General features: G+C 62.5%; 15 protein-coding genes and 2 pseudogenes. 6 read left to right on the forward strand and 11 right to left on the reverse strand.

All coding sequences use genetic code 11. The features are described 5' to 3' along the window. Window positions 1-3: 3 nt before the first annotated feature. The 6 genes and pseudogenes from WMO46_RS06495 to WMO46_RS06525 all read left to right on the forward strand — a co-directional run bounded on the left by WMO46_RS06495 (window position 4) and on the right by WMO46_RS06525 (window position 6,833). Entirely contained in the window at window positions 4-1,284 is a 1,281-nt protein-coding gene (locus WMO46_RS06495) for a TolC family protein (RefSeq protein ID WP_349094029.1), read from the forward strand. Between the two features lie 13 nt (window positions 1,285-1,297). Beyond that, window positions 1,298-2,191 (forward strand): HlyD family secretion protein, encoded by an 894-nt coding sequence (locus WMO46_RS06500; RefSeq protein ID WP_302588285.1) that lies wholly within the window; start codon window positions 1,298-1,300, stop codon window positions 2,189-2,191. Between the two features lie 14 nt (window positions 2,192-2,205). Beyond that, a pseudogene (locus WMO46_RS15635) lies at window positions 2,206-3,862 on the forward strand (ATP-binding cassette domain-containing protein). 1 nt (window position 3,863) lies between these two features. Further along, complete coding sequence (locus WMO46_RS06515) at window positions 3,864-4,955, forward strand: ABC transporter permease (RefSeq protein WP_302588288.1); 1,092 nt, start codon at window positions 3,864-3,866, stop codon at window positions 4,953-4,955. A gap of 174 nt (window positions 4,956-5,129) precedes the next feature. After that, window positions 5,130-6,233, forward strand: a complete 1,104-nt coding sequence (locus WMO46_RS06520; RefSeq protein ID WP_129650585.1) for an ABC transporter permease — start codon at window positions 5,130-5,132, stop codon at window positions 6,231-6,233. Between the two features lie 21 nt (window positions 6,234-6,254). Beyond that, on the forward strand, window positions 6,255-6,833 hold the full coding sequence (locus WMO46_RS06525) for a TetR/AcrR family transcriptional regulator (protein ID WP_129650586.1): 579 nt from the start codon (window positions 6,255-6,257) through the stop codon (window positions 6,831-6,833). 94 nt (window positions 6,834-6,927) lie between these two features. On the opposite strand, the pseudogene WMO46_RS06530 reads toward WMO46_RS06525, so the two are convergent. From WMO46_RS06530 to WMO46_RS06580, 11 genes and pseudogenes are all read right to left on the reverse strand, one after another. Next, window positions 6,928-8,950 (reverse strand): annotated as a pseudogene (locus tag WMO46_RS06530) (beta-L-arabinofuranosidase domain-containing protein). Window positions 8,951-8,969: 19 nt separating this feature from the next. After that, window positions 8,970-10,343 carry an MFS transporter gene (locus tag WMO46_RS06535; protein ID WP_349094030.1) on the reverse strand — a complete coding sequence of 458 codons (1,374 nt, stop codon included), beginning with the start codon at window positions 10,341-10,343 and terminating at the stop codon, window positions 8,970-8,972. Window positions 10,344-10,380: 37 nt separating this feature from the next. After that, window positions 10,381-11,265 carry an endonuclease/exonuclease/phosphatase family protein gene (locus tag WMO46_RS06540; protein ID WP_349094031.1) on the reverse strand — a complete coding sequence of 295 codons (885 nt, stop codon included), beginning with the start codon at window positions 11,263-11,265 and terminating at the stop codon, window positions 10,381-10,383. Window positions 11,266-11,293: 28 nt separating this feature from the next. Further along, window positions 11,294-11,866, reverse strand: coding sequence for a sigma-70 family RNA polymerase sigma factor (locus WMO46_RS06545; RefSeq protein ID WP_019149575.1), 573 nt, complete (start codon window positions 11,864-11,866; stop codon window positions 11,294-11,296). Between the two features lie 46 nt (window positions 11,867-11,912). Continuing rightward, window positions 11,913-13,370 carry a calcineurin-like phosphoesterase family protein gene (locus WMO46_RS06550; RefSeq protein ID WP_349094032.1) on the reverse strand — a complete coding sequence of 486 codons (1,458 nt, stop codon included), beginning with the start codon at window positions 13,368-13,370 and terminating at the stop codon, window positions 11,913-11,915. 12 nt (window positions 13,371-13,382) lie between these two features. After that, the gene (locus WMO46_RS06555) at window positions 13,383-15,200 is read right to left on the reverse strand and encodes a hypothetical protein (protein WP_288660637.1); all 1,818 of its coding nucleotides are present in this window, start codon (window positions 15,198-15,200) and stop codon (window positions 13,383-13,385) included. 24 nt (window positions 15,201-15,224) lie between these two features. Beyond that, window positions 15,225-16,751, reverse strand: coding sequence for a calcineurin-like phosphoesterase family protein (locus WMO46_RS06560; protein ID WP_349094033.1), 1,527 nt, complete (start codon window positions 16,749-16,751; stop codon window positions 15,225-15,227). Window positions 16,752-16,822: 71 nt separating this feature from the next. Continuing rightward, window positions 16,823-19,909, reverse strand: a complete 3,087-nt coding sequence (locus WMO46_RS06565; protein WP_349094034.1) for a BACON domain-containing protein — start codon at window positions 19,907-19,909, stop codon at window positions 16,823-16,825. Between the two features lie 15 nt (window positions 19,910-19,924). Then, window positions 19,925-21,427, reverse strand: a complete 1,503-nt coding sequence (locus WMO46_RS06570; protein ID WP_349094035.1) for a SusD/RagB family nutrient-binding outer membrane lipoprotein — start codon at window positions 21,425-21,427, stop codon at window positions 19,925-19,927. 18 nt (window positions 21,428-21,445) lie between these two features. Beyond that, the gene (locus tag WMO46_RS06575; RefSeq protein ID WP_349094036.1) at window positions 21,446-25,069 is read right to left on the reverse strand and encodes a SusC/RagA family TonB-linked outer membrane protein; all 3,624 of its coding nucleotides are present in this window, start codon (window positions 25,067-25,069) and stop codon (window positions 21,446-21,448) included. A gap of 35 nt (window positions 25,070-25,104) precedes the next feature. After that, complete coding sequence (locus tag WMO46_RS06580) at window positions 25,105-26,115, reverse strand: FecR family protein (RefSeq protein WP_019149568.1); 1,011 nt, start codon at window positions 26,113-26,115, stop codon at window positions 25,105-25,107. Between the last annotated feature and the right edge of the window lie 154 nt (window positions 26,116-26,269).

Raw genomic sequence — 26,269 nt, forward strand, 5'->3', positions numbered from 1 at the left:
CCCATGAAACGAATCGCCCTTCTGTGCGGATGCCTGCTGGCCGGACTTTCGGCCGGCGCACAAGTGACGCTCGACGAGTGCCGCCGGCTGGCCCGCGAGCACTACCCCGAAATCCGGCAATACGACCTCGTGCACCGGACCGAGGAATACACCCTGTCGAACGCCCGCCGGGCATGGCTGCCGCAGCTCTCGTTCGCGGCGCAGGCCACCTGGCAGACCGAAGTCCCCTCGTTCCCGAACGCCCTCGCGGGCATGCTCGCCCAGCAGGGAATCGATATGCCGGGGATGAACAAAGACCAATACAAAGCAGCCCTGGAACTGAACCAGACCCTCTGGGACGGCGGCAAGTCGGAGGCCGACAAACGCATCGCCCGGGCCGAGGCCGCCGAACAGGCGCGCTCGGCGGACGTGGACCTCTATGCGCTGCAAGGACGTGTGGACAACCTCTTCTTCGGCATCCTGCTCCTCGACGAGCGGATCGCGCAGACCCGGCTGACGCTCGACCTGCTGCGCAGCAACCTCGAAAAGGTCCGGGCCCTGCAACGGAACGGCGTGGCGATGCAGAGCGACGCCGACGCCGTGGAAGCCGAACTGCTGACCGTGAACCAGCAGCTGACGCAGGTCACGGCCTCGCGCGACAGCTACCGCCGGATGCTGGAGATCTTCACCGGCCGTCCGCTGGACGGCGAACGGCTGGAGCGTCCCGACGCCTCGGAGCCCCGCTCGATGGAGTCGTCACGCCCCGAACTGGCGCTGTTCGACGCCACGGCCGACAAACTCACGGCGCAGGAACGGCTGGTCAAAGCGGCGACCCGCCCGCGTTTCGGACTCTTCGCGCAGGGGTATTACGGCTATCCGGGGATGGACTATTTCCAAAGCATGATGTCGCCGGACTGGTCGTGGAACGCGATGGCGGGCGTGAAGATGTCGTGGAATTTCGGGGCCTATTACACCCGGAAAAATTCGCTCGCCAAACTGCGCACGGCCAAAGAACAGGTCGAAGTGCAGCGGGAGATATTCCTTTTCAACACGCGGTTGCAGACGGCCGAGGAGAGCGGCGACATCGCCCGTCTGCGCAAAGCCCTCGCCGACGACGACCGCATCGTGGCCCTGCGCCGCTCGGTGCGCGAAGCCGCCGAGTCGAAGCTCCGCAACGGCGTGATCGACACCGACGATCTGTTGCGGAAGATCACCGACGAGGCGGCGGCCGCCACGGCGCGCTCGGCCCGCGAGATCGAACTTCTGAAAACCATCTATGAACTCAAACACACGATAAACCGATAAAAACAGAGCTCTTATGAAACGGATATTCATCTACTGCGCCCTGCCGCTCCTGACAGCCGCCTGCGGCCGCAACAGGGATTTCGACGCCACGGGAACGTTCGAGGCCACGGAGGTGGTCGTGTCGGCCGAGGCCGCGGGGCGCATCCTCCGGTTCGACGCCGAAGAGGGCGACGTGCTGGAAGCCGGCCGGCAGGTCGGCGCGATCGACACCGTGCAGCTCTACCTGCAAAAACTGCAACTGGAGCGCCAGCGGGCCTCGGTCGTCAGCAACCGCCCCGACATCGCCAAGCAGGCGGCATCGCTGCGCGAGCAGATCGCCAAGCAGCAGACCGAACGCCGCCGCGTCGAAAACCTCCTCCGGGACGGCGCCGCCACGACCAAGCAGCTGGACGACATCGACGCCCAGATCAAGGTGCTGAACGGACAGTTGGAGGCCCAGCTCTCGACGCTCCGCAACAACGCTGCGTCGATCGACGAAAACTCCTCGTCCATCGACCTGCAAATCGCCCGGATCGAGGACCAGCTGGCGAAGTGCCGCATCGCGTCGCCCGTCGCGGGGACGGTGCTGGCCAAATACAGCGAAGCCGGGGAACTGGCGTCGGTGGGGCGTCCGCTGATGAAGGTCGCCGACCTCGACCGCATCTACCTGCGGGCCTACTTCACCTCGGACCAGCTGGCCGGGCTGAAACTCGGGCAGGAGGTGACCGTCACGGCCGATTTCGGCGGCGACAGCCGCATCGACTACCCGGGGCGCATCGTGTGGATCGCCTCGGAGAGCGAATTCACCCCCAAGACGATCCAGACGCGCGATTCGCGGGCCAACCTGGTCTATGCCGCGAAGATCGCCGTCGAGAACGACGGACGGCTGAAAATCGGCCTTTACGGCGAAGTCAGGCTCCGCAATTAAAAATGAAAAATCAAATGGCGGCTGCACGAAACGCAATAGAAACGAACGGTCTGACCAAGCATTACGGCGCGCTGACGGCGCTCGACAGCGTGACATTCGAAGTCGCGCGGGGCGAACTGTTCGGGCTGATCGGTCCCGACGGCGCGGGCAAAACCACGCTGTTCCGCCTGCTCACGACGCTGATAAACCCCGACGGAGGCACGGCGTCGGTCGATGGCTGCGACATCGTGCGGGAGTACCGCGAAATCCGCAGGCGGGTGGGTTACATGCCCGGGAGGTTCTCGTTCTACCCCGACCTCTCGGTCGAGGAGAACCTCGACTTCTTCGCCGCGCTGTTCGGCGTCGATGCCGCGGCCAACCGCGACCTGATCGCCCCGATCTACCGCCAGATCGAACCCTTCCGCACGCGCCGCGCCGGGAAACTCTCGGGCGGCATGAAACAGAAGCTGGCGCTGTGCTGCGCGCTGATCCACCGCCCCTCGGTGCTGCTGCTCGACGAACCCACGACGGGAGTCGATGCCGTGTCGCGCAGCGAATTCTGGGACATGCTCTCCGAGTTGAAGTCGAAAGGCATTTCGATGCTCGTCTCGACGCCCTACATGGACGAGGCGCGCCGCTGCGACCGCATCGCACTCTGCAACGAAGGGAAGATCCTCGGCATCGACACCCCGCAGGGGATCGTCGGACGGTTCGACGGACCGCTCTACGCCCTCTCGGGCCGAGACATGTACGGCCTGCTGCTGGCGGCCCGCCATTCGGCGGGGGTCCGCGAATGCTACCCTTTCGGCGAGGCGCACCACCTGATCCCCGCCGACGGGTTCGATGCCGCGGCGTTCGCCCGCGAGCTGGCCGGGCAGGGCTTCCCCGACGCCGTGATCCGCCCCGCCGAAGCGGGAATAGAAGACGTATTCATCAAACTGATGTACCATGAACCATGACCCGATCATATCCGTCCGGGAGCTGAGCAAGCGGTTCGGCGACTTCGTGGCCGTAGATCGCATCACCTTCGACGTGGCCCGCGGGGAGATCTTCGGATTCCTCGGGGCCAACGGCGCCGGGAAGACCACGGCGATGCGAATGCTCTGCGGGCTGAGCTATCCCACGTCGGGAAGCGGCACCGTCGCCGGATTCGACGTGATGCGCCAGGGCGAGCAGATCAAACGCCGCATCGGCTACATGAGCCAGCGGTTTTCGCTCTACGACGATCTGACCGTGCTCGAAAACATCCGCCTCTATGCGGGAATCTACGGACTGAGACGCCGCGAGATGCTGCGGCGCACCGTGACGCTGCTCGACCGGTTGCAGTTCCGCCGCGAAGCCGGCACGTTGGTAGGCTCCCTGCCGTTAGGATGGAAACAGAAGCTGGCCTTTTCGGTGGCGACGCTCCACCGGCCCGAAGTGGTGTTCCTCGACGAGCCGACGGGAGGCGTCGATCCCGTGACGCGCCGCCAGTTCTGGGAGCTGATCTACGAAGCCGCCGCCGGAGGCACCACCGTCTTCGTCACGACGCACTACATGGACGAGGCCGAATACTGCTCGCGCGTGTCGATCATGGTCGATGGACAGGTGCGGGCGCTGGGCGCCCCGGCCGAACTGAAAAGACAATTCGCCGCAGGGTCGATGGACGAGGTGTTCCGCACGCTGGCCCGCGGCGCCAAACGGACCGAATAATATGGGTGGTTTCCTGTCATTCGTCAAAAAAGAGGCGCTCCACATCGTGCGCGACCCGCGGACGATGCTGATCGTGCTGCTGATGCCCGTGGTGCAGGTGCTGCTGTTCGGCTTCGCCATGAACACCGAGGTCACCGACATCGAAGTGGCCGTGGTGGCCCCGCATCCGACCGAGGCCGTCCGCCGGGCCGTCGAGCGGATCGCGGCCAACCCCTATTTCACGTTCCGGGGCTGCATTGCGGCAACGGAGATCGACCGGACGCTGCGCCGGGGCGACGCCGACGCCGTGGTGGTCTTCGCCGAAGACTACGACCGGCGGACGAAGGCGCTGAAACAGGGCCTCGCGGCGGAACCGGCCGTGCAGCTGGTCTTCGACGCCTCGAACACCAACACGGCGTCGGCCGGAGCGGGCTATCTGACCAGCGTCCTGCTGTCCGGCGAACCGGGCGTGTCAGCCGCCGGGACCCGCCTGCTGTTCAACCCGCAGATGAAGAGTTCGTACAACTTCGTGCCGGGCATCATGGGCATGATCTTCATCCTAATCTGCGCCATGATGACCTCGGTGTCGATCGTCCGCGAAAAGGAGACCGGAACGATGGAGGTGCTGCTCGTGTCGCCCGTGCGGCCGCTGAAGGTCGTGCTGGCCAAGATGATCCCCTACTTCGCTCTCTCGTGCTTCAACCTCGCGTCGATCCTGCTGCTGGCGCGGTTCGTTCTCGACGTGCCTCTGTCGGGCAACCTCGGGGCGATCATCGGAGTGTCGATGCTCTACCTCGCCCTCTCGCTCGCCTTCGGGCTGCTGATCTCCACCTTCGCCGACCGGCAGGCCACGGCCCTGATCATCTCGGGCATGCTGATCCTGCTCCCGATCATCATGTTCTCGGGGCTGGCGTTCCCGATCGAGAACATGCCGAAGGTGTTGCAGCCGATCTCCTGCATCATCCCGACCCGCTGGTACATCGACGCCGTGCGGAAGCTGATGATCGAGGGACTGCCGTTCGGAGGCGTGCTGCGGGAGTTCTCGATCCTCGCGGCGATGACCGCCCTGCTGATCGCCGCGGCGCTCCGGAAGTTCAACGACAAACTCGAATAACGACCGACCGCGCGAAACGCATGCCATCACCCTCCCGAGAGCCGTTCAAGAAACGGCTTTTAGAAGCGCAAAATCGTGACCAAGCCCCGATGGCTTTTAGCCGGGTGACGCCGCAGGCGGCAAAGACAGCGGCCGAAAGCGGCAGACACAGTAAACAGCTATAATTACCTGACAATGCGTACCCTTTTTTACCTGTTGGACAAGGAATGGCGGCAGTTCCTCCGCAACCCGTTTCTGCCGAAGATGGCCGTGATGTTCCCGCTGATGGTGATGCTCGTCATCCCGTGGGTGACGACGATGGACGTGCGCCACGTCAACGTCGCGGTGATCGACGGCGACCGCTCGCCCGCATCGCGGAGGCTGATCCAGAAGATCGGCGCCTCGGACTATTTCACCCTCCGGAGTATCCCGAAACGCTACGACGATGCGCTCGAAGCCCTCGAAGCGGGCGATGCGGATGTCATCGTCGGGATTCCCGCCGATTTCGAACGCTCGCTGGCCTCCGGGAAGCCCGAACGGATCGACATCGCGGCCAACGGCGTGAACGCCGTGAAGGGCAGCCTCGGAATGCAGTATCTCGTGCAGACCGTCACGCAGACCCTCGCGGAACTGCGCAGCGAGCAGGGACAGCCGCCGGCCGCCGATCCCGTCGTCGTCGAGAACCGCTACAACCCGACGCTCGACTACCGCCACTACATGATCCCGGCGCTGATGATCATGCTGCTGGTGATGCTCTGCGGCTTCCTGCCGGCGCTGAACCTCGTAAGCGAGAAGGAGACCGGAACCATCGAGCAGATCAACGTCACGCCCGTCAGCCGGCTGACCTTCACGCTGGCCAAGCTGATCCCCTACTGGGTGATCGGAACGGCCGTGCTGGGTGCGGCCATGCTGCTGGCATGGATCGTCTACGGACTGGCTCCGGCCGGAAGCATCGGGGCCATCTTCCTGGCCGCGGGGCTCTTCGTCCTCACCATGTCGGGGCTCGGCGTGGCGATCGCCAACCGTTCGGAAACCATGCAGCAGACGATGTTCGTGATGTTCTTCTTCGTGATGATCTTCATCCTGATGAGCGGCCTGATCACCCCCGTCGAGTCGATGCCCGCATGGGCGCAGTGGATCACCCGCCTGCTGCCGCCCCGCTACTTCGTCGAGATCATGCGCGCCGTCTACCTCAAAGGTTCGCTGATCGGCGACCTGTGGTCCGACTACGTCCTGCTGGCCGTCTTCGCCGCCGCCTTCAACACGCTCGCCGCCGCGACCTACCGCAAACGGGCATAACACTTAAAAAAACATACGACCATGAACCGAGAAGAGATGCTGAAAGCCGCCTGCGGGCTTTTCCTGCACGAAGGTATCCGAAACCTGAGCCTCAACAAAATCGCCGACAGACTCGGCGTCACCCGGCACGACCTGCACGCCAGTTTCGGCGACAAGCGCGAACTGGCGGAACTGAGCGTCGAATACGGACTGCGACAACTCGACGAGACGCTGCAAGCCGCCGAGGCATCGTCGGCAAGCCCCGTCGAGGCGCTGATCCGCACGTCGGTCGCAGTCTGCGACGCCTTCGGGCAGATGAGCTGGATGTTCTCCGAGGACGCCCCCTCCTATCCCGCCGTGATCGACGCCATCGGCCAGAGCCGCCGGAAACTGCAAGAGCGGCAGCAGAGGCTATTCCTGCAAGGCGTCGGACAGGGCTACCTGCTCGGCGAGGTCTATTACGAAGTGTTCGAACAGCTCTTCTGGCAGAACGCCATGACCGAAAGCCGGTACCGCGAATCCACCCTGCGGGTGCTCTTCACCGTGGTGCGCGGCTCCGCCACCGAGCGGGGCCGGCAGGAGGCGGAACGGGTCCGCGAAGCGATGGGCCTGACGGACTGACGCGCTGTCCGACGAACGGTCCGGGCGATGTCCGCCCGTCCCGAAAAACGCCGCCCGATCGGTCGGGCGGCGTTTCGTATACGGCAGCGTTCGTCTATCGCACCGGGAACTCCGTAACACGCAGGGTCGTACAGCCGTAAGGAATCAGTTCGATCCACTCCGCTTCGGGCGTCATGTACATCTGCTGCGAGGAGACGAAGGCGATCGGCCCCGCCGATCCGCCGTGCAGCGTCCAGTCGCCGATGCGGTGGGCCTGGGTACGGATCTTCACCGGAGAGCCGTCGGGCGTCCAGGGATAAGGCGCCATTTCTCCCGCATCCTCCACCACGAAGCTCTCCGCGACCTTCTCGGGCCGGACATTCGCTTTCGGGAGGCAGTAATTCCACGGGGAATCCGAGGTCACCTCGTAATAATACGGACCGTAGAGGGTCTGTTTCTCCGGTTCCATCGCGTGACGCTCCCACTTCTCGTTCATGCGCAGGGCGTAGACCAGCGGTCCGCGCTCGACGACGGCCGCCTCGTTGTACCAGCGGCTCACGGCGACCTGCGCCGGGAAGGTGAGGTTCAGACAGTCGCCCGAACGCCACTCGCGCTCCACGACGACGATCCCTTCGCCCGCGCTGCGGAAAGCCACCTTCTCGCCATTGAGCGTGATCTCGGGCTCGGCACACCAGCCGGGAATGCGCAGGTGGAGCGGAAAAGCCGCCGTGGCCCGTTTCCCAGCCCCGGGCAGCGTCACGCAGAAAGCGATCCGCTCGCGGAAAGGATAGTCGGTGCGCTCCTCGATCACGACGCTCCGGCCGCCGACCGTGGTCTCGACCTTCGAAGGGGCGTAGACCAAAGCGGCCAGACCGCCGTCGCGGGTCGCATACCAGAGGTTCTGCACCAGTTTGGGCCACCCCTGATGGAGATTCGACGTACAGCACGGATAACCCGTGTAAAGACCGAAAACGATGTCGGTATCCTCATGGGGCGTCGAGAAAGGCCGCACCTTACGCGTGACTTCCACCTGATTGACCTGCTGGTAATACTGCCGGGCGTCCTGCGCGTCGGTCGTCTGGGTCGGCAGGGCATTGTAGGCCACACGTTCGAGATAATCGCCCCACTCGCGGCCTCCCGTGATCTGGAGGATCTGCTCCAGCGAGAACATCATCTCGACCGCCGTGCACAGCTCCGAACCGAGCGTCGGATCGCCGAAACGGAGCTTCTCGTCGCCCGCCCAAAGCCCGGTCGGAAGCCCGATGGTATGGCGCATCTTCTCCACGGCACGGCCCACGGCCTCGATGTGGCGCGAATCGCCGCTCTGCTGCCAGTAGACCACCGGTTCCTTGAAACCCTGGCCGAGATCGACGCAATGGAGGCTGTACGGGCGGCTCAGGTGGTCGCCGTGCAGGAAAGCCCCCCGTCCAGTCGAACGTCTGCTTATGGATCAGCTCGCCCAGTTCGAGCAGGAATTTCTCCCCCGTAAGGTTGTAGAGCCAATAGACCACCGCGAGGTTGTCGCCGCCGCGGACGCGCCCCCATTTGGTCCAGTTGTCGAGGGGCGTCCGGGGAAGCTGCGCCAGCTGGTAGCGGAAATAGCGGCCCATGAAATCCAAGACGCGCGGATCGCCCGTCGCCGAATGGTATTGCTGCAACACTTTGAGGACCACCATACGGGGCCACCAGTCACGAGCCTTGTCGCGCTGCAACCCCGGTTCGGCCGGACGGTCGGTCACGGGTCCGAAATTGCCGTCGGCCGTCTGCGACGCCAGCGCCCATTCGATCCACGGCTGCACCTTGGCGATCAGCCGCCGGTCTTCGAGAATGTAGGCCAGCGGCAGCAGGCCGTCGATCCAGTAGGGACCGCGCTCCCACACGTCGCCGTCGCCTCCGAGCCAGCCGTTGCGCGGGCCCATGACCTGCGGGTAGAGCGAATCGAGGTGTCCGGTCATGCCGTCGCGCATCCGCACGAGCTGTTCGTTGAGCCAGCCCGCAGGCTTCACGGCGCCGATCGGCAGTTCGGCATAGGGCCGCGGCTGAAGCGGCGCCCGGTTGAATCGCGTGTCGGGCTGAGCGGATACCGCCGCCGCAACCGCGAGACTGCACAAAGCAAAGATAAGTCGAATCGGTTTCATATTGGTTTTGAATCGGATTTTACACATGCGATTTCTTCGAAACGAACAGCGCGAGGATGAACGACAGCGCCGAAGCCGCGATCCAGAAGACGATCGCCGTATCGAAATCGTAGGTCGTGACACCGTCGGTGACCGTCTTGCCCGAATTGATCAGCCAGCCGCTGACGATGTCCTGCAACCCGGCGCCGACATAGCTGGCCATTCCGACGATCCCGAGGGCCGCGCCCGTGGCTTCGCGCGGCACGATGTCGATGGCCATCAGTCCACCGAGGAAGCAGATCAGCACCCCGATGGCCATACCGAATAACACCATGCTCAGCAGGTTGACGAACATGCTGTCGCCCGAGTAGAGGAACAGGCACAGGGCGACGGTGTTCAGCACGCCGAAGCCGAAAGCCAGCACGTTGCGGCGGCCGTGGAACAGCGTGTCGGACAACCATCCCGAAAAGACCGTTCCGACGATCCCCAACAGGGCGTTGACCGAAATGACCTGCGTGGCCGTGGCCAGCGAATATCCCTTGACCTCTTGCAGGAACAGCACGCCCCAGCCGTTGATGGCGTAGCGCGAGACGTACATGAAGGCGCTCGACAACGCCAGCACCCAGACGAAGGGGTTGCGGATGACCGAACGCTGGAGTTCGGAGGTGGACCCGTGGTCGTGGCTTTGCTCGGGGGACTCCTCGCCGGTCAGCACCTCGATCGGAGGCAGGCCCTTCGATTCGGGGGTGTCGTGCAACAGGAAAACGATCACCAGCACTCCCAACACCCCGGCCACCGACGACCCGACGAAGCCCCACTGCCAGCCGAAGATGCCGACGACGGCCCCGACGAAGAGGAACGAAAGGAACTCGCCGAGGTTGTGGCTGGCGCTGAAAAATCCGTAGTAGGTGCCGCGCTTGCTCAGAGGGTACCAGCGCGAGAGGGCGATGATCGCCGGGGGCGCGCCCATCGACTGCGACCACCCGTTGACACCCCACATCACGGCGAAGGCGATGAAGAGCGTCATATTGCCGACCATGCCTCCGCCGTTGGCGAAGCCCAGCGCCCCGACCAACAGGTTGGCGACGGCCGAGACGCACAGTCCCGCGGCCATGAAACGCTTGATGTTGCTGTGGTCGGAGAGGAATCCGTTGACGAACTTGCCGATGGCGTAGGCGAACAGCAGCGCCGAGCCGATGATGCCCAGCTGCGTGGCGTCGAGAGCCCCGCTTTCGAGGATCGGCTTCTTGACCACATTGAGGCTCGTGCGGCAGACGTAATAGAGGCTGTAACCGACCGTGCCGGCGATGAAGCTCTGGAAACGCAGCTTCTTGTAGAGTTTCATGCGCGCTGCGTCGTCGCCCGTGAAGGGCTCCGACGGCTCGCTTTTGCGGAAGAAAGAGAGTATGCTCATTCGTTTGTTCGGGAATAGTTTCAGGTTACGGTGAATTTCACTCGGCGAAAGCCAGCTCGACCAGCACCGGGAAGTGGTCCGAAGGCGTGCGGGCACGGAAAGGTTTCGCGCTGCCCCCGGGCTCCTCCGAACGGTAGGTGTCGGTCAGAATGCCGTAGCGCAGGACCCGGAAGCCGGGTGTCACGAAGACGTAGTCGATATGGCGGAAGGTCTTGCGGTCGGGATCGAAGCCGTTTTCCGTCCCGGTCCAGGCGTATTTGATCTCAGCCAGATCGTAGGTGTCGGAGAGCAGCCCCGAGTCGCGCAGCACGGCATAGCTCTCGCTCGTCTCGCCGACGTTGAAATCGCCCGTGAGCACGGCGCGTTCGCCGCGGCACATCGTCCGGATCTTGTCCAGCACCAGCCGGCAGCTCTCGACCTGGGCCCGTTCGCCCTTGTGGTCGGTGTGCAGGGTGAAGAACCAGAACCGCTCCCGGGTCTCGCGGTCGAGGAAACGCCCCCAGCAGCAGATGCGGACATATTTGGCGTCCCAGCCCTTGTTCGGGCGCGAGGGGTCCTCGGCGAGCCAGAAATGGCCCGAGTCGAGCAGTTCGAAACGGTCGCGCTTGTAGAACACGACCGAGTATTCGCCCGCCTCGGCGCCGTCGTCGCGCCCGACGCCGGTGTATCCGTAGCCGGGCAACGCCCCTAAAAGGTCCTCCAACTGGCTGTGGAACACCTCCTGAGCCCCGAAAATGTCGAAATCGTGGAAGCAGATGAGCGACGCGATCACCGGCAGACGTCGTTGCCAGCCGTTGCCTTTCGCGTCGTCCCCGGCGTTGAGCTGCCGCACGTTGTAGGTTCCCGTCGAGAAGGTCTGCGCAACGGCGGGGAAGGCCGTTGCGGACGCAGCGGCGCAAAAAAGGATGAACAGTTTCTTCATATCAGTTTTTTTCGTTTTGTCAGTCGTTTCATTCCGAATCCGGCCAGCGGTCCTTGAACTGCGGCGAGCGGCGGAACCAGCGGATCGAAAGGGAAATATGCTTTTCGACCGTGCGCTGCGCGATGTGCAGCCGTTCGGCGATCTCCCGGTTGGTCAGACCGTCGATGCGGCTCATCCGGAAAATCCGCGCGGTCCGGGGCGGCAGGCGGTCGCACAGCGCCAGCACCTCTTCGATCAGCAGCGTCGCCAGCGGAGAGTCGTTGGGCGCGTCGAGAAAATCGCACAGGGCAAGCGTCTCCCACGCCCGGGACTCCTGCAACTTATTCAGATCGACGCTGTTGTAAAGTATCTTGTTCCGCCGCAGCCAGTTCAGGCACTCGTTGTGGGCCATCGAGAAGAGGTAGGAGGGCACCTTGGCGCGATCCAGGCAGGGACGGCGCCGGAGGAACTTGTAGAAAATCTCCTGAATGATGTCGTCGCCGAGGTCCCCGCGGCCGGTCACGCCGTCGATATAGGCGCACAACCGCGGATAAAGAGCCGTAAACACCTCTTTTACCTCCTGTTCGGTATATCCGAAATATGGAACTCCGGTATGAAACATCTTCTCTTTGGCAAGCTGACTGCTGAACGGTATCCAAAACCGTACCTTACCAGCTCACATGCTCCGTATAAGTCGTCCCGAAGCGGTCGGTCACCCGGACCTCGCCCGCCTTCACGCCCGGCGAGGGCTTGATGCGGAACATGTGGAACGACTTCGCGGGCTGACAGTATTTGCGGGTGGTCTTATTGGTCACCGTGGCGTACAGGTCCACATAATCGGGGTCGAACTCCTCGCAGGGCTCCATCTCGCCCATCTTTACGCCGTTCTCCCACCACTCGACGGGTCCCCAGGCGTCGTCCCACGTCCAGACGTTGGCCAGCACGTAGTCGCTTCCGGTCCGCACGGGCGAATAAAGGCGCATCTGATGGCCGCGGTCCTTGCCGCAGGAGTGGTAATACCACGACACGTCGTCGCCATCGACATCGACGATCATATAGCCCTGCGGCGTGCCGTCGTTGTTGAGATGCTTGTTCAGTCGCAGCGAACCCGTCGAACGGGTGACGGTGACGGCCGTCAGGTTCTCGATGGGCATCTGTTCCGAACGGTTGTAATTGTAGATATACGTGTGGTGGTTGTGCCCGGCCCACGAATAGACGTTCCTGAACTTGAGCAGCTCGTCGCGGTAGACCGCATAGTTCCTGTTGCGGGTCGAAAAGCTGCTGTACTTCTTGAACATCTGCGAATGGGCGCAGATCATGATCGTCTTGTCCTTGGGCACGTAGCTCAGGTCCTGCCGGAGCCAGTGGGCGATCTCGTCGCTCAGCCCCAGTTCGTAGGATTTCGAGGCATCCTCGCGCCCGTAGAGGATGTTGTCCACGAAGACGTAATGCATGTTGCCGATATTGGCCGAATAGCAGGTCGGACCGAGGTACATCTCGAAATAGACCGTGCCCAGCGAATCGCTCAGGATAGTCGTCTGGTCGTGGTCGTGGTTGCCGATGACGTTGAAGGTCGTCGTGTTCACCCGCTCCGTATTGTCGATATAGGTGTTGTAGACGTTCATGTCGTTGTAGACCAGGTCGCCGAGGTTGATGCCGTAGCACGGGGTCCTGATCGTGTTGCGCATGCGGATCATGTCGGGAATGACCACCGAGCGGTAAGCCTCGGCCGAACCATCGACGCCGTAGTTCTTGATCTGGGGATCGCCCTGCACGAGCAGCGTATGGTGCTCGGCGGGCGTCAGGCGCGGTTCGAGCACGAAATCGGCCTTCACCTCCTTCTGGAAGCGGTCGATGCGTTTGAAGAACTGCGGGCATCCGTGACGCGCCGGGATTTCGTATTCGGCCGGCACCGAAATGAAGACGAAGCGGCGCTGCGAAAGGTCGCTCGTCAGCGCATAGCGCCCCTCGGCGTCGGTCTGCGTGCAGTTGAGCCCGTCGCTCACCACGACGCCCTCGACGGGCAGTCCGCCGCTCGACACGACGCGGCCCGTGACATTCGGAGTCTGGGCATAGGCGGCGCAGCAGAGGAGCGCCGCCCAGATATAGATGATCAAACGTTTCATAGCTTGCGTTTTTTAATTGTTCCCGTCCCAGTAATAACAGCTTGCGAGGTCCACGACCGCCTTGTTCTTCACGACGTTGCGCCCGGTGACGAACTGTTCGAAATTCCCGGGCGAAGCCTTCGCCGCGGCATCGCGGCTCTGCGCCGACGTTCCCACGCCGCCGCCTACGCCGCACGCTTCGATGCGGTCGGTGGCGGTGCGGCCCTCGCCGAGGATCGACCCGGCCAGTCCGAACATCCCCTTCACCACGCCGCCGTTGCGGCACGCCTCGATGCGGGAGTTCCCGCCGTTCCACGTCGTCGCGGCGATACCGCCCGCCTGACCTTTCGGCCCGGCGAGCACGTCGCCGCGGTTCGTACATCCTCTGACGGAGCCGTTTTCGAACGCCGCGACGATGCCGCCCAACAAGGCACCGCCTCCTTCGACGGTCCCGAGGTTTTCGTTGCCGTCGAAATCGCAGTAGCTGGCGAAGCCGCAGATGCCGGCCGCACGTCCCGATTCGGAACGCACCCGCCCCGTATTCACGCAGTCGCGCACGTCGGCGCTCACGGCCTCATTGCCGTTGACGAAGCCCACGATGCCGGCCGCCTGGATGCCGCGCGCGCTGTTGCGCGTGTTCTCGCCCAGTCCGCAGGAGACATCGCCTTCGTTGCGGCAGTCGCGGACCGAAGCGGCGTAAACGGCATCTTTCTTGGCATAGATGTCGCCCACGATACCCCCGGCGGTCGAACGGCGGTCCACGCTCACGCCGTCGAACCGCACGGCCCCCTTGTTGCGGCAGTGCGAAACGACGACGGGACGCCCCGACAGTCCGACGATGCCGCCGACGGAAGCCTGATAGGAACTCGTCGAGGTGACGGGTGCGAAATTGTCGCAGTCGCCGACGGTCAGCGACTCGTGGGCCGAACCGCAGATGCCGGCCGTGAGGCTGTACGCATAGCCGCGCGTGGTGACGGCCCCGAAATTGTCGCAGCACATCACGTCGCCCTTGGCCATGCCGCAGATGCCGCCCGCCATCTCCTGACAGTAGCGGTCGCTGCCCTCCTCGACGCCGCGCGCCGCGGAGACGATCTCGCCGCGGTTGATGCAGAACTTGGTCTTTACGCGCATGTTGTAACCCACGATGCCGCCGATGTGCGAGACGATGAACGCGCCCGAATAGCTGACGCGCCCGGTGTTCTCGCAATAAGCCACGAAGGCCCCCGGCAGCGAACGCCCGAGGCTTCCGCCCAGCACGCCGCCCAGGTACATCCGCGGTTCGGCGTCCGGGGCCAGCGACGGACAGTTGCCCGTCGAGGTGATTTCGCCGCCGTTCTTGCAACGGATGACGACGTATTTGTTCATGCCGCAGACGCCGCCCACGTAATTGTCGTGCTGCGACCGGGGCGAACGGTGCGCAATGGAGCCGTAGTTCTCGCAGCGTTCCAACGTGCCGTGGTTCACGTCGGCCACGAAACCCGCATAAAGCGCATCCTCGCCGTCGTCCGACACCTTCATCGAACAGCTCTCCGCGATCACGAGGTTGCGCACGGTACTGCCCTCGGCGACGAGCCGGAACAGCCCGCCGTCGGTCTTCCAGTTGAGGATCGCGTGGCCCTCGCCGTCGAAGACGCCCTCGAAGGTCCCGATCCGCGCGAAACGTTTTACCTTGCCCATGTCGATATCGGCTTTCAGGTGCACCTCGCCGCGTTCGTCCTGCCATGCGGCGATGTCGCCGCCCGCATTGACGGCCTCGGCGAAGGCCGCGAGGTCCGCAGCGGAGGAGATGCCGCCCGCGGCAGCAGCCAAAGTTACCGCCACGGCAAGAAGAGTCAATGACAATTTCTTCATAATTCGGTTAAATTTTCAGGTTTGTTACCACTCCAACGTAGTCGTATAGTGTTCGCCGAAACGGTCCGTCGTCTCGATGGTCGCCTGCGTCGCTCCGGCCGTGGGCAGGATGCGGAACATGTGCGAGGTCCGAAAAGGCTCGAACGTGGCCGTGCTCTGCGCCGAATTGTAGTAGTCGGCCATCCGGACGAAGGCCCCGTCATAGGCGGTGACCCGCTTCATTTCGGCCTTGTCCTTGCCGCTGTCCGTATAGCGGACCTCGCCCCACCGGGCGTCGTGGTTCCAGACGTTGGCATAGACGTATCCGTCGTCGTACCAGACGCCCGGAGCATAGGCCCGGATCTGACGGTCGCGCCCCAGCCCCAAGGGTTTGTAATACCAGCTGATCTGCTCCCCATCGACATCCACGACCAGATAACCCCGCGGCGTTCCGTCGGTCGAGATCCGCTCGTTGAGCCACAGCGCCCCGGTCGAACGGGCCAGAATGTGCGACTCGACATTGGGGAATTTCGCCGCCGGCTCCTCGGCCGCATAGGCGTAGTTGAAATTGATGTGCGAATGGCCCGCCCAGGAGTGCACGAAACGGTACTGCGCCAGACGCGAGGCGTAGTCGGGGCCGTGCTTGTCGCGCTCGGCGGGCTCGGAGTCGGGTTTGCGGAACATCGAACTGTGGGCGCAGAGCATGACGATCTTGTTCTTATCGACGTATTTCAGGTCGTTGCACAGCCAGCTGTACACCTCGTCCGAAAGCCCGTCGTTATACGCCCCCGTAGTGTTCGGGTCGAGCGTGTTGTTCTTCATGATGATATTGTCGAGGAAGATGAAATGCAGCTCGCCCAGCTCGACCGAATAGCAGGTCGGGCCGAGGTACTCCTCGAACTTCTTCACCGCCTCGCGGTCGGTCGCCACGTTCTGCACATGATCGTGGTTGCCGATCACGTTGAAGACCGGGAAATCGAAATCCGCGATCCCGGCGCAATAGGTCGGATAGAGCGACATATCGTTGTGGACCAGGTCGCCCAGCGAAATGCTGTAAACCGGGCGGTCGGTGATCGACGCGGCCGTCTCCTGCAAATCGCGGCACATCTCCTCGTACACGTCGATCGAATGGAACGCGAAGTTGTCGTAACGCGCATTGCGTGAACGGATCTGCGGATCGGCCGTCATCAGGATCGTATAGCGCGAGGCCGCCTTGCGGCGGGCCGTGAGCGTGAAATCGGCCCGGACTTTCGCAGAACCCTCGGGAATACGCTGCCAGAACTGCGGGATGCCGTCCTTCACGGGAATCTCATACGCCGCGGGGATGGTCACCTGCACGAACCTCCGCTTCGAAAGGTCGCTGTCGAGCGTATAGTTTCCGAACTCGTCGGTCAGGGTCGTGAGCAGTCCGTCGCTCACGACCACCCCTTCGACGGGCAGCCCCCGCTGGTCGAGGACCGTTCCGCTGACGGCCGCGTCCGGGCCCGGCCCGATCCCCCCGGGCGCGTCGTTACCTCCGCAGGCGGCCAGCAGCCACCCGGCCAGGAGGGCGAATATCAGTTGTCGTAGCATGCGTCGCATCGTTGTTCTAAAAAACGGGGACGGAACGGAGGCTTCCGCCCCGTCCCCGACCCACTAACCGTTTATTTTCCGTCCCAAAGGGTGTTTCCCGAGCCGGTGAAATTCTTGTCGCCGCAGACGTTATCGGACATCAGGGCCACGGGATCGCCGCTCGACCCCTTGAACTGACCGCCGAAACGGCAGTCGTCGATCGTAGTGCCGGCAACCGAAGTGCCGGCAATGCCACCACCGACGAACTTGGCCTGTCCGTAGGTCTGGGAATAGAGCATCCCGTAATGATCGCAGCTCCGCACGGAGGAACCTTCGAACAAATCGCCGACGACACCGCCGAGCTTGACGGTCGTCGCATCGCCCGTTCCATCCGCCGTAACGGTCGCACGGTTCAGACACCCTTCGATCTGCGTGTTCATTGCCTGGGCAGCGATACCTCCCGACCGGCCGTTCCGGTTGGCGGTGGGGAAATCGCCGGTATTCGTACAATCCCGGATCTGTGCGACCGAAGCATATCCGACCACACCGCCCGCCATACCGCGGTAAACGGTCATCGTACCCGAATTGACGCAGGAGGAAACGACATTGGGATCGCCCGTGGAAACGAGCGCCCCGACGATACCGCCCGCGCAATTAGCACGCTTGCCGCTCGCATTCCCGTCGTATTCGATGTTGTTGTTGTAATAATCATTGTTCACCTCTCCGCTGTTGGTGCAATCCGAAATCGTACAGTTCGGCTCGAAGACATATCCGGCGATGCCTCCCATATAAACGGGCATGGCATTGGCGCGGGTCGATGCCATTCGGTCGTGAATCAGCCCCGCCGCATTCTTCGAACCGGCAATGGAGGCACCCGAATAGTCATAATCCAGATCGCCCACGATTCCGGCAATACCGCCCAGGCAACGTGCTTTCCAGTTCGCCGTGCCCGATGCCGGAGCGGCTACGACCGAGACGGCGCCCTCGTTGAGCGTGGCGGAGATTTTACCGAGATGCTGCCCCACGATTCCTCCGGCGCAAGCCTGCGCACCCGAATTGTGCTCCATCAGGTCGATCGAAACGGCGCCCGAATTGGTCGTGTCGCCGTTGCCGGTGATCGAACCGCCGTCCATCAACTGACCTGCGATACCGCCGACATAGGCGTATCGGGGACCGATATACCCCTCTTTCAGCGGGCCGGCAGTTCCGCCGGGATTGCCGGGAAGCGACACCGCCGCCGCATTGACGACATTCGACACGGCGCCATCGGCCGAACCGACGATACCGCCGATAATGACGAACTTGCAGATCGCAGCCGCCGAAACGCCGCCGCGGTTCTTGCTGTCGGAAAGCGCTCCGGTCGTTTTTCCGGCAATGCCGCCGGCATAAGCGTAGCGGCAGGCATCGCCGTCACGGTTGACCGAAAGCGAAATCGGCTGTTTGTTGGTACAGCCCATAACGGCACCGTCGGCCCAGCCGGCAATGCCTCCCGTATAACTCATAAACGCCGCCGTGACTGCGAGCATGATCGACTTGGTGCCCTCGGTCGTGCAGTTCTCGACCGTGCCGCCGGCATAGCCGACCACGCCGCCCGTGTAGAGGCTGTATTTCTTGTTGTCCTTTTCCGTGGCGCCGTTGGAAACGACCGACCCGTCGTTGACGCACCCCGTCATCACGGCACCGGGTTCCGTCCGGGCCACGACGCCGCCGATCGAAAGATCGTTGCAAACCACCTGGCTGCCCAGCGTGACGAGCCCGCTGTTCGAACAGTTCTCGACACGTCCGGTCGCCCCGACCAGACCGGCCAGACCGCCTACGCCGCACGCTCCGTCCACCGTGGCGGCGGCATCGAGCGTCACGGCGGCCATATTGCTGCAATTCCGCAGTGCACCGTTGCAGACCCCGACAAACGCCGCGGCATATTCGCCCGCAGCGATGCTTCGGGCGGTCACTCTCGATGTGGCGTCGATCGTCAGCTCGCGGATCTCCGAACCCTCGGCCGTATAGCCGAAAAGCGGCTGCGCCGTGTTCCAGTTCAGGAGCAGGCGCCCGTTGCCGGCCATGATGCCGTCGAACGGACGCTCCGCCGTACCGATCGAGGTCCACTCGACATCCTTCATATCGACATCGCCCAGCACCTCGACGGTCTTGCCGTCTTCGCCCGACATCCAGTCGGAGGTGTCTTCCCCCGCATTGAACGCCTCGGCGAACATCTTCAGACCCGCGCCCGAAACGATACCGCCCGCAGGATAGAACGCCTGCCTGATGGTGGGCAGAGCGGTCTGCGCCTCGATGTCCTTGATCGAGAAGCCGATCACGCCCTCGCGCTCGGTCTTCGTATCGCTGGGATTCTCCGCAACGGAGAAAGTGTAGGTCGCCTGCTCCCCGTCCGGTTCGGACACGTAGGTAACCCACGTCGGGCAGGTCACGCCTACGACCGCCTCGGCAGGAGCCACCACATCGAATTTCACCTCGCCTTTGGCCGCGAGATCGAGCTTGCCGTCGGTGTCGAACGGCATATCCGTTCCGAATTGATAAACGGCGTATTCGGTGCTGTACCCCACCCCGTCGGTCGGTTCGATGGTCAGCGTGCCGTAGCGCCCCGCAGCGCCCGTGTTGGCGTCGCAGCGGATTCGGAGCGTCGAGGTGGTCATGCCTTCGGCATCCGGCTCGGAGGTCTCGACGACCTCGCCGTGAATCCATTCCGAATCCACCGGCTGCCATTCCGAAAGGGTCTTGACCACGACCTCGATGGCCTCGGAATCGTTCGGGGCCACCACGGAGTAGACCTTGTCGAGGATGAAGATGTTGCCCGACTGATCGACGGTCATCCGGTAGGTGAAAGCGCCCGCCGAAAGGGTGACGACCGCGTCGCGCGACTTGAAATCCTCGTTGGCCGTCACCTCGACCGTAAATTCGCCGCTGCCCACGTGGTTCTCCTCCTCATCGACGATGCACCAGTCGCTGTCGGACGCCACCGTCCAGTGCACGCTCTCCACATTGAGCGTCACGGCCACGGTCCGGGTCTGGCTCGAACTGGTCATGCCCCGGGTGGCGTCCCACGCCGGGGTCATCACGACTTCCAGTTTATCGGGATACGCCGACGTTCCTTCGTCGGACGAACAGGCTGCGAAAACGGCCGTCGCCGCTGCAAATATCAGAAAAATATATTTTTTCATATCGTTGATCTCCTTTTATTTGCGTTTGTTGGTATGATCGGCCCACCAAACGTTCGTGGTCATGTTGTTCGTGCCTCCGAGCCAGCCGTTCACCGCCTCGAAATAATGGTCGCGGTTGCGGAACTCCTCGTCGGCGGGATAACGCAGGCGCGTGGGCAGGATGCCGTCGTTGGCCGCCAGCGGCTTGACGGGCATCTCGGGATACCCCGTGCGGCGGTAGTCGCACCACGACTCGATGCCGACCAGGAAATTCGAAATCCACTTCTGAGTCATGATCCGTTCGAGCACCTCCTCGCCGTCGAGCGCGTCGATCGACACCTTCGGATTGGAAAGGAACGATGTCAGGTCCGCATCCGGATCGTCGGTCCACTCGAAAACGGCTTCCGAAACGGCCTTCACGTAATACTCTTTCGGCGTGCCCGAAATCCAGCCGCGGTAGGCCGCCTCGGCCCGGATGAACCACAGTTCCGAGTAGTTCATCAGCGGGAAATGGTCGCGGTCCTGGATCACGCTGCGGCGGTAGTGGGCCGCCACGTCGAAATATTCCATCAGCTCGTTGTAGGTGATCTGCGTCGGCACGCCCACGAGCTTGTCGAAATAGAGCGACACGCGCGGGTCCTTCAGCCCGGCCGACGTATCGTACATCTCGTTCATCAGCCGCTCGCAGATCATGTTGTTGTTCCAAAGACCCGCGCGGGTGTTGTGGAACGGCGTGTACTGCGCGTTGACGTTCTTGTCGAACTTCACGTTGGCGGCGTCCGCACGGCTCTCGAAAACGGGATAGACCGACGGATAGGAGAAGATCTCGTTGAGCTTCGACACGGCGTCGAGACGCTCGCCGGCCGGCTCGCTCTCGTCCTTCAGCACGACGCGCATCAGCAGGCGGACGTACAGCGAGTTGCCGAACTTGCGCCACTGGGCGACCTTGCCGTCGTACATGTAATCCTCCTGCATGTCGAAATCCGCGCCCTCTTCGGCCAGCAGGGTGTTGGCCTGTTCGAGTTTTTCGAACATGTCGCGGTAAATCTCCTTCTGGCTGTCGTAAGCCGGGTAGAACTTGCCCTCGGTGTAGCCCTTGCCGGCCTCGAAATAGGGCGCGTCGCCGAACACGTCGGTGATGTGCGAGAGCGTCAGCACTTTGAGGATATAGGCGATGGCCAGCCCCGTCTTGTCATTGTCCTTCTCGGCCTGCACGCGCATGGTCTCGGCATTGCCGGCCCAGCGGTAGATGTTCTGCCAGAAGTAGTTGATGATCGAGTTGTTGAAACGGTAGTTGTAGATGCGCTCGGCCGAGGTCTGCCCCTGCACGGTGTACTGCATGAGCTGCGAATTGACGTCGAACGAACGCTCCAGCAGCGCATATTCGAGACCGAACGTGATCGGCTGCACGTAACTCGTGGCATTGGTGGTCTGCAACGCATTCTTGTTTACGTTCATCTCGTCGAAATTGTCGCAGCCCGACAGGGCGAGCGCGCCGAACGAGAGGGTTGCAGTCAGTCTTATAATCGTATTTTTCATTTTTCGGTTCCTCCTGCGTTAAAAAGTGATCTTGATACTGCCGCCGATGGCGCGGGTTCCGGGCATCTGGGCGATCTCGAAGCCGGGAACGACCGACGAGCCGCGCATGAAGGCGCCCTCGGGGTCCCAGCCCGGGAAATCGGACCAGCAGAACAGGTCGCGGCCGTAGACCGAGAGCACGAGCCCCTTGATGATGCGGGTCTTCGAGAGCCATTTCTTCGGGAACTCGTAGTCGAGGCGCAGCTCGCGCAGTTTGAGGAACTGCGTGCTGACGAAGTTCTGCTCGGCGTTCTGGAACGCATAGGCCAGACCGTAGTACTCGGTGATGTCGGCCGTCTTGTGGGTGTTCTTCACGTAGTTGCCGTCGGGCAGCTGGTTGACGCCGTCGAGCACCAGTCCGTCGTAACGGCCCGGAAGCGAGACCGTACCCTTACCGCGCGACCCCAGCAGGGCGTTGGAGTAGGAGTAGACATGTCCGCCGAACTGACCGTCGAAAGCCACCGAAAGGGTCAGTCCGTTCCACTTGACGCTCGTGCCGAAGCCGCCCTTCCAGTCGGGCATGCACTCGCCGATGCGCTGCAAATCGTCGGAATACTGCGGATAGCCGTTCTCGTCGATCACCAGCTGGCCGCTGACATCGGTCAGCGAACCGTCCTTGCCCACGATGAACGATCCCTCGGGGGCGCGCTTGTAGCCCAGGCCGTACATCGTCGAGAGCGACTGTCCCTCGTAAGCCGTCATGTAGGCGTGCGACGAATAGGAGGCCACGATCCACGAATCGACGCCGTCGCCCAGTTCGAGCACCCGGTTGCGGTTGAGCGCCCAGTTCACATAGGCTTTCCACTGCACTTTCTTGTTCTTGACGATCGTTCCGTTGACCGAAACCTCCCAGCCCCAGTTGCGGATGCGGCCCGTGTTGCTGTAACGGCTGCCGACGCCCGACGCCTGACTGACGGGCATGCTCACGATCTGGTTCTTCGACTCGCTGTCGTAGTAGGCGATGTCGAGGTTCAGGCGGCTCTGGAACAGGCGGATGTCGGCGCCGACCTCCCACGAGCTGACGATCTCGGGTTTGAGGTTCAGATCGGCCGCCGTGCGGGGAATCTGGAAATTGCCCGCGAAATCCGACGAGGTGAGGTAGTTCGACGTGCGGTAAGGCTTCGTGTCGTTGCCCACCTGCGCGAAGCTGCCGCGCAGTTTCACCAGATTGACGACGTTGCGCGCCGAGCCGAAGTCGATCAGCTCGTTGAGCAGCACGCTGGCCGAAACCGACGGATAGAAATAGGAGTTGTTGCTGACGGGCAGCGTCGAAGACCAGTCGTTGCGGCCCGTGATGTCGAGATAGACGGCGTCGCGCCACGAGAGCGAGATGAGGCCGTAGATGCTGTTGGTCTGACGCTCGTAGGAGTAGTTGTCCGTCTTGATGCGGTTGACCGAGTTGGCCAGCGAATAGACGCCCGGCTGTTTGAGCTGCTCGGCGGTCTTCGAGGTCTGCACGAACGAACGGTTGATGCTGCTGCCGCCCAGATTGGCCGTGATGTTGAATCCGGCGCCCAGCTTGCGGTCGTATTTCAGCAGGAAATCGGTCGAGAGCTGCAACGAAGTGAGTTCCTGCTCGCTGTACATGCCGTATTTGTAGGAGTAGGAACTTTTCGGATGGCGGGTCGAACGCAGATCGCGCGAGAAGTCGATACCTCCGCGGAGCATCAGGTCGAGGCCCTTGTAGAGATGCAGGTTCAGCGCCGTATTGCCGTACATGCGGTCGCGGTCGAGCGTGTTGAGCTGCTCATAAGCCGTGAAATAGGGGTTGTTCTTGCCGCCCGAAAGACCGGCGTCCTGCTGGACGTGCTCCTGGCCGGGCAGCCAGTACTGTTTGGCCCAGTTCATGTCGATATTGGGCGACATGCACCACAGCGAATACATGATCGAACTCGAACCGTAGCCCATCACCGGAAGGTTGTCGTCGTCCTTGCGGTAATAGGTCAGCGACGTGTCCACCGACAGCCATCTGTTGATCTTGTTGTTGCTCTTGAGCGACAGCGACTGTTTGCTCCAGGGCGAATTGGGAACGATCGACTCGCTGCGGTAATCGGTCACCGAAAAACGGATCGCATTGTTCTTGTTGATCTTGCCCGACACCGACAGCGTGTTGGTCGCCGTCCATCCCGTCTGGAAGAAATTCTTGAACCAGTTGCCGTAGCTCACGAACGGCGTCTTGATGCGCACGCCGTTCTCATCGACGCCGATGCCGCGGCTCGCGTCGTAATACTGATAGTAGAGCGTCCCGTCCATCTTGGGGCCCCACGACGACACGTCGGTCGTATTGCTGCCCTCGCCATCGACCGGATCGCCGTAATGGAATCCGTCGTTGCCCTTCGCCGAACCCTGGCCGTAGACATACTGGAAATCGGGCGAGGAGTTGATCTGATCGACCACGAAATTCGACGTGAAGGTCACCGAAACGGAGCCGTCCTGCCCCTCGCCGGATTTCGTCGTGATGATGATGGCTCCGTTGGCGGCCTCCGAACCGTAGAGGGCGGTCGCCGCGGGACCTTTCAGCACCGTGATATTCTCGATGTCCTCGGGGTTAACGTCGCCCGTGCCGTTGCCGTAGTCGATGGCATAGGCACCCCCTTCGTTGGCTCCGGCCGCCGAAGTGTTGAACATCGGCACGCCGTCGATGACGAACAGCGCCCCGTTGTTGTTGAGGTCGATCGACGACTCGCCGCGCAGCGTCACGCGCATCGAACCGCCGCCGCCCGTATTGGCTTTGGCGACCGTAAGGCCCGCCACCTGGCCCGCGAGGCCCGACATCCAGTTGGACGACGAGGCCGACGACGAAAAGGCGTCGCTCTTGACCTTCGTGGCGGCATAACCCAGCGACTTCTCCTCGCGCTTCATGCCCAGCGCCGTGACGACCACGTCGTCGATGGCCTGCGCCGTGCTGACGAGCCTCACGTCGATCGTCGTCTTGCTGCCGACGTAGATGTCCTGCGTCTTGTAGCCCAGGAAGCTGAACGACAGCTGGTCGCTGGGGCGAGCCTTGATGCGGTACGAACCGTCGCTTTCGGTGACGGCGCCCACGAGCGAGCCTTTCACGATCACGCTGACGCCCGCAACGGGCTGTCCGGTATCGTCCCTAACGACGCCCTGCACCAGCGCAGGGGCCGCCGAGGCGGTATTTTTCTGCTGGGGGGGGGTGACCTGCCGGTCCACGCCGGCGGTCTGTCCGCCGACGGTTCCGGCAGTTTCGGACTCCTGCGCCTGCGTGGCCGGCTTGTCCGATTTCTTGCGTTTGATCAGGATCTTGTCCTCCCGGAATTCATACGTGAGGTCGCTTCCGGCGAAAATCTTCGCCAGCACGTCGGGAACCGGAGCCTGCTTCACGGAGAGCGTCACCGGAGCGGCCTTGCCCACCAGTTCGTTGTTGAAGAAGAACGTGTAGTAGGTCTGCGCCTCGATCTTTTTCAGGACCGTGGCCAGCGGCGCCCGTTCGACGGTAAGCGTTACAGTCGCGGGCTTCTCCCCGGCTTCGGAGGCATGGGCGATGCCTGCGACTGCCAGGAACATCGCTGCCAGTCCGCACGCCAGCCGGCGTTGCAGGGTCATGCAGCGACCTTTGGATTTGTTAAAATTGCTCATTCATTTAATGTTTAGGTAGTTAAAAAATTCATTCTCTATTTTCGCTTCGCCCTCGAAAGGAAATATTCCCCGTCGATATTGGTGATGGAGAGCCTTACAGGGGAGGTTTCGGAGATCATCCGAAGGGCCTCCGGCAGCGTTTCCCGATCCACCATGCCCGTATATTGCAGGTTGGCGATCTCTTCGTGGATGTTGATCCGCACCTGATAATAGCGCGAAAGTTTGTTGGCCACGTCTTTCAGCGGATGCCCCGAGAAGATCAGCCGCCCTTCGATCCAGCCGATCGAATCGTCGATGCGCACCGCCCGCTTGGTGATCGTGTTGGCCGTCGCGTCGATCTGCAACTCCTCGTTGGGGTCGAGGATGATGACATCCTTCTTGACCTGCGCCTGCAAGCAGCCCGTATGGAGCGTCACCACGGCGAACTTCTCCCGAGCGTAGGATTGCAGGTTGAACGAGGTCCCGAGCACCGTATAATTGTTGTTGGCGCTGTGGATGATGAACGGACAGCTCTTGTCGGGCGCGATGGTGAAGAACGCCTCGCCGTCGAACTCGATCTCGCGCGTGGCCTTTCCGAATTTCAGGTCCACGGTCAGCGTCGCTTCGGAATTCATGCAGACCTTCGAACCGTCGGGCAGCACGATGTCGAGCTTCTCGCCGCGCGCTGTGCGGTATTCCAGCGGCTGTGCGGCGCCGATCTCCGTGCCGTTTCCGGCATCGGGGACCGCGGGAACGCCCTGCCAGAACCAGACGGCGCAAATGCCCGCCGCCAAGACCGCGGCCGCCGCGACGTAACGCCTGAACAATCTCCGGCGCGTATTCACCCCCTCGGGAACGGCGAACAGGATTTTGTTGCGGGCCGCGAACCGCGCCCACTCCCGCTCCGCCTTGGCCGATGCGGGCTGCTCCCGGCCGGCGAGACACTCCCTGAACTGGGCCCGGTGTTCGTCGGACTCCTCCAGCCATCCCGCCAGCATACCGGCCTCCTCCCTGCTCAGGGCATTGTTCCGGTAGGAATTGATCAGTCTGTCTATCTCCTTCTGCATAACTTACACAAAACAGATTTTTTTCTTTGCTTTCACTAAGTAGACACGCCATTTCCGAATACCGCCCCCCGAAAATCGAAATTCGCACGATTTTTTTTCGGACCGCCCTCTCCGGCCCCCACACCACACAATGAAAAAACCCTCCGGAAGCTGG

The sequence above is a fragment of the Alistipes intestinihominis genome (assembly GCF_040095975.1).
Taxonomy (GTDB): Bacteria; Bacteroidota; Bacteroidia; order Bacteroidales; family Rikenellaceae; genus Alistipes; species Alistipes senegalensis.

Bases quoted from the DNA above. Each gene is read 5' to 3' on its own strand.
- WMO46_RS06575 (WP_349094036.1), bottom strand. From the start codon at position 25,069: ATGAGCAATTTTAACAAATCCAAAGGTCGCTGCATGACCCTGCAACGC.
- WMO46_RS06555 (WP_288660637.1), bottom strand. From the start codon at position 15,200: ATGAAGAAATTGTCATTGACTCTTCTTGCCGTGGCGGTAACTTTGGCT.
- WMO46_RS06515 (WP_302588288.1), top strand. From the start codon at position 3,864: ATGGGTGGTTTCCTGTCATTCGTCAAAAAAGAGGCGCTCCACATCGTG.
- WMO46_RS06570 (WP_349094035.1), bottom strand. From the start codon at position 21,427: ATGAAAAATACGATTATAAGACTGACTGCAACCCTCTCGTTCGGCGCG.
- WMO46_RS06495 (WP_349094029.1), top strand. From the start codon at position 4: ATGAAACGAATCGCCCTTCTGTGCGGATGCCTGCTGGCCGGACTTTCG.
- WMO46_RS06500 (WP_302588285.1), top strand. From the start codon at position 1,298: ATGAAACGGATATTCATCTACTGCGCCCTGCCGCTCCTGACAGCCGCC.
- WMO46_RS06540 (WP_349094031.1), bottom strand. From the start codon at position 11,265: ATGAAGAAACTGTTCATCCTTTTTTGCGCCGCTGCGTCCGCAACGGCC.
- WMO46_RS06560 (WP_349094033.1), bottom strand. From the start codon at position 16,751: ATGCTACGACAACTGATATTCGCCCTCCTGGCCGGGTGGCTGCTGGCC.
- WMO46_RS06520 (WP_129650585.1), top strand. From the start codon at position 5,130: ATGCGTACCCTTTTTTACCTGTTGGACAAGGAATGGCGGCAGTTCCTC.
- WMO46_RS06565 (WP_349094034.1), bottom strand. From the start codon at position 19,909: ATGAAAAAATATATTTTTCTGATATTTGCAGCGGCGACGGCCGTTTTC.
- WMO46_RS06580 (WP_019149568.1), bottom strand. From the start codon at position 26,115: ATGCAGAAGGAGATAGACAGACTGATCAATTCCTACCGGAACAATGCC.
- WMO46_RS06535 (WP_349094030.1), bottom strand. From the start codon at position 10,343: ATGAGCATACTCTCTTTCTTCCGCAAAAGCGAGCCGTCGGAGCCCTTC.
- WMO46_RS06545 (WP_019149575.1), bottom strand. From the start codon at position 11,866: ATGTTTCATACCGGAGTTCCATATTTCGGATATACCGAACAGGAGGTA.
- WMO46_RS06525 (WP_129650586.1), top strand. From the start codon at position 6,255: ATGAACCGAGAAGAGATGCTGAAAGCCGCCTGCGGGCTTTTCCTGCAC.
- WMO46_RS06550 (WP_349094032.1), bottom strand. From the start codon at position 13,370: ATGAAACGTTTGATCATCTATATCTGGGCGGCGCTCCTCTGCTGCGCC.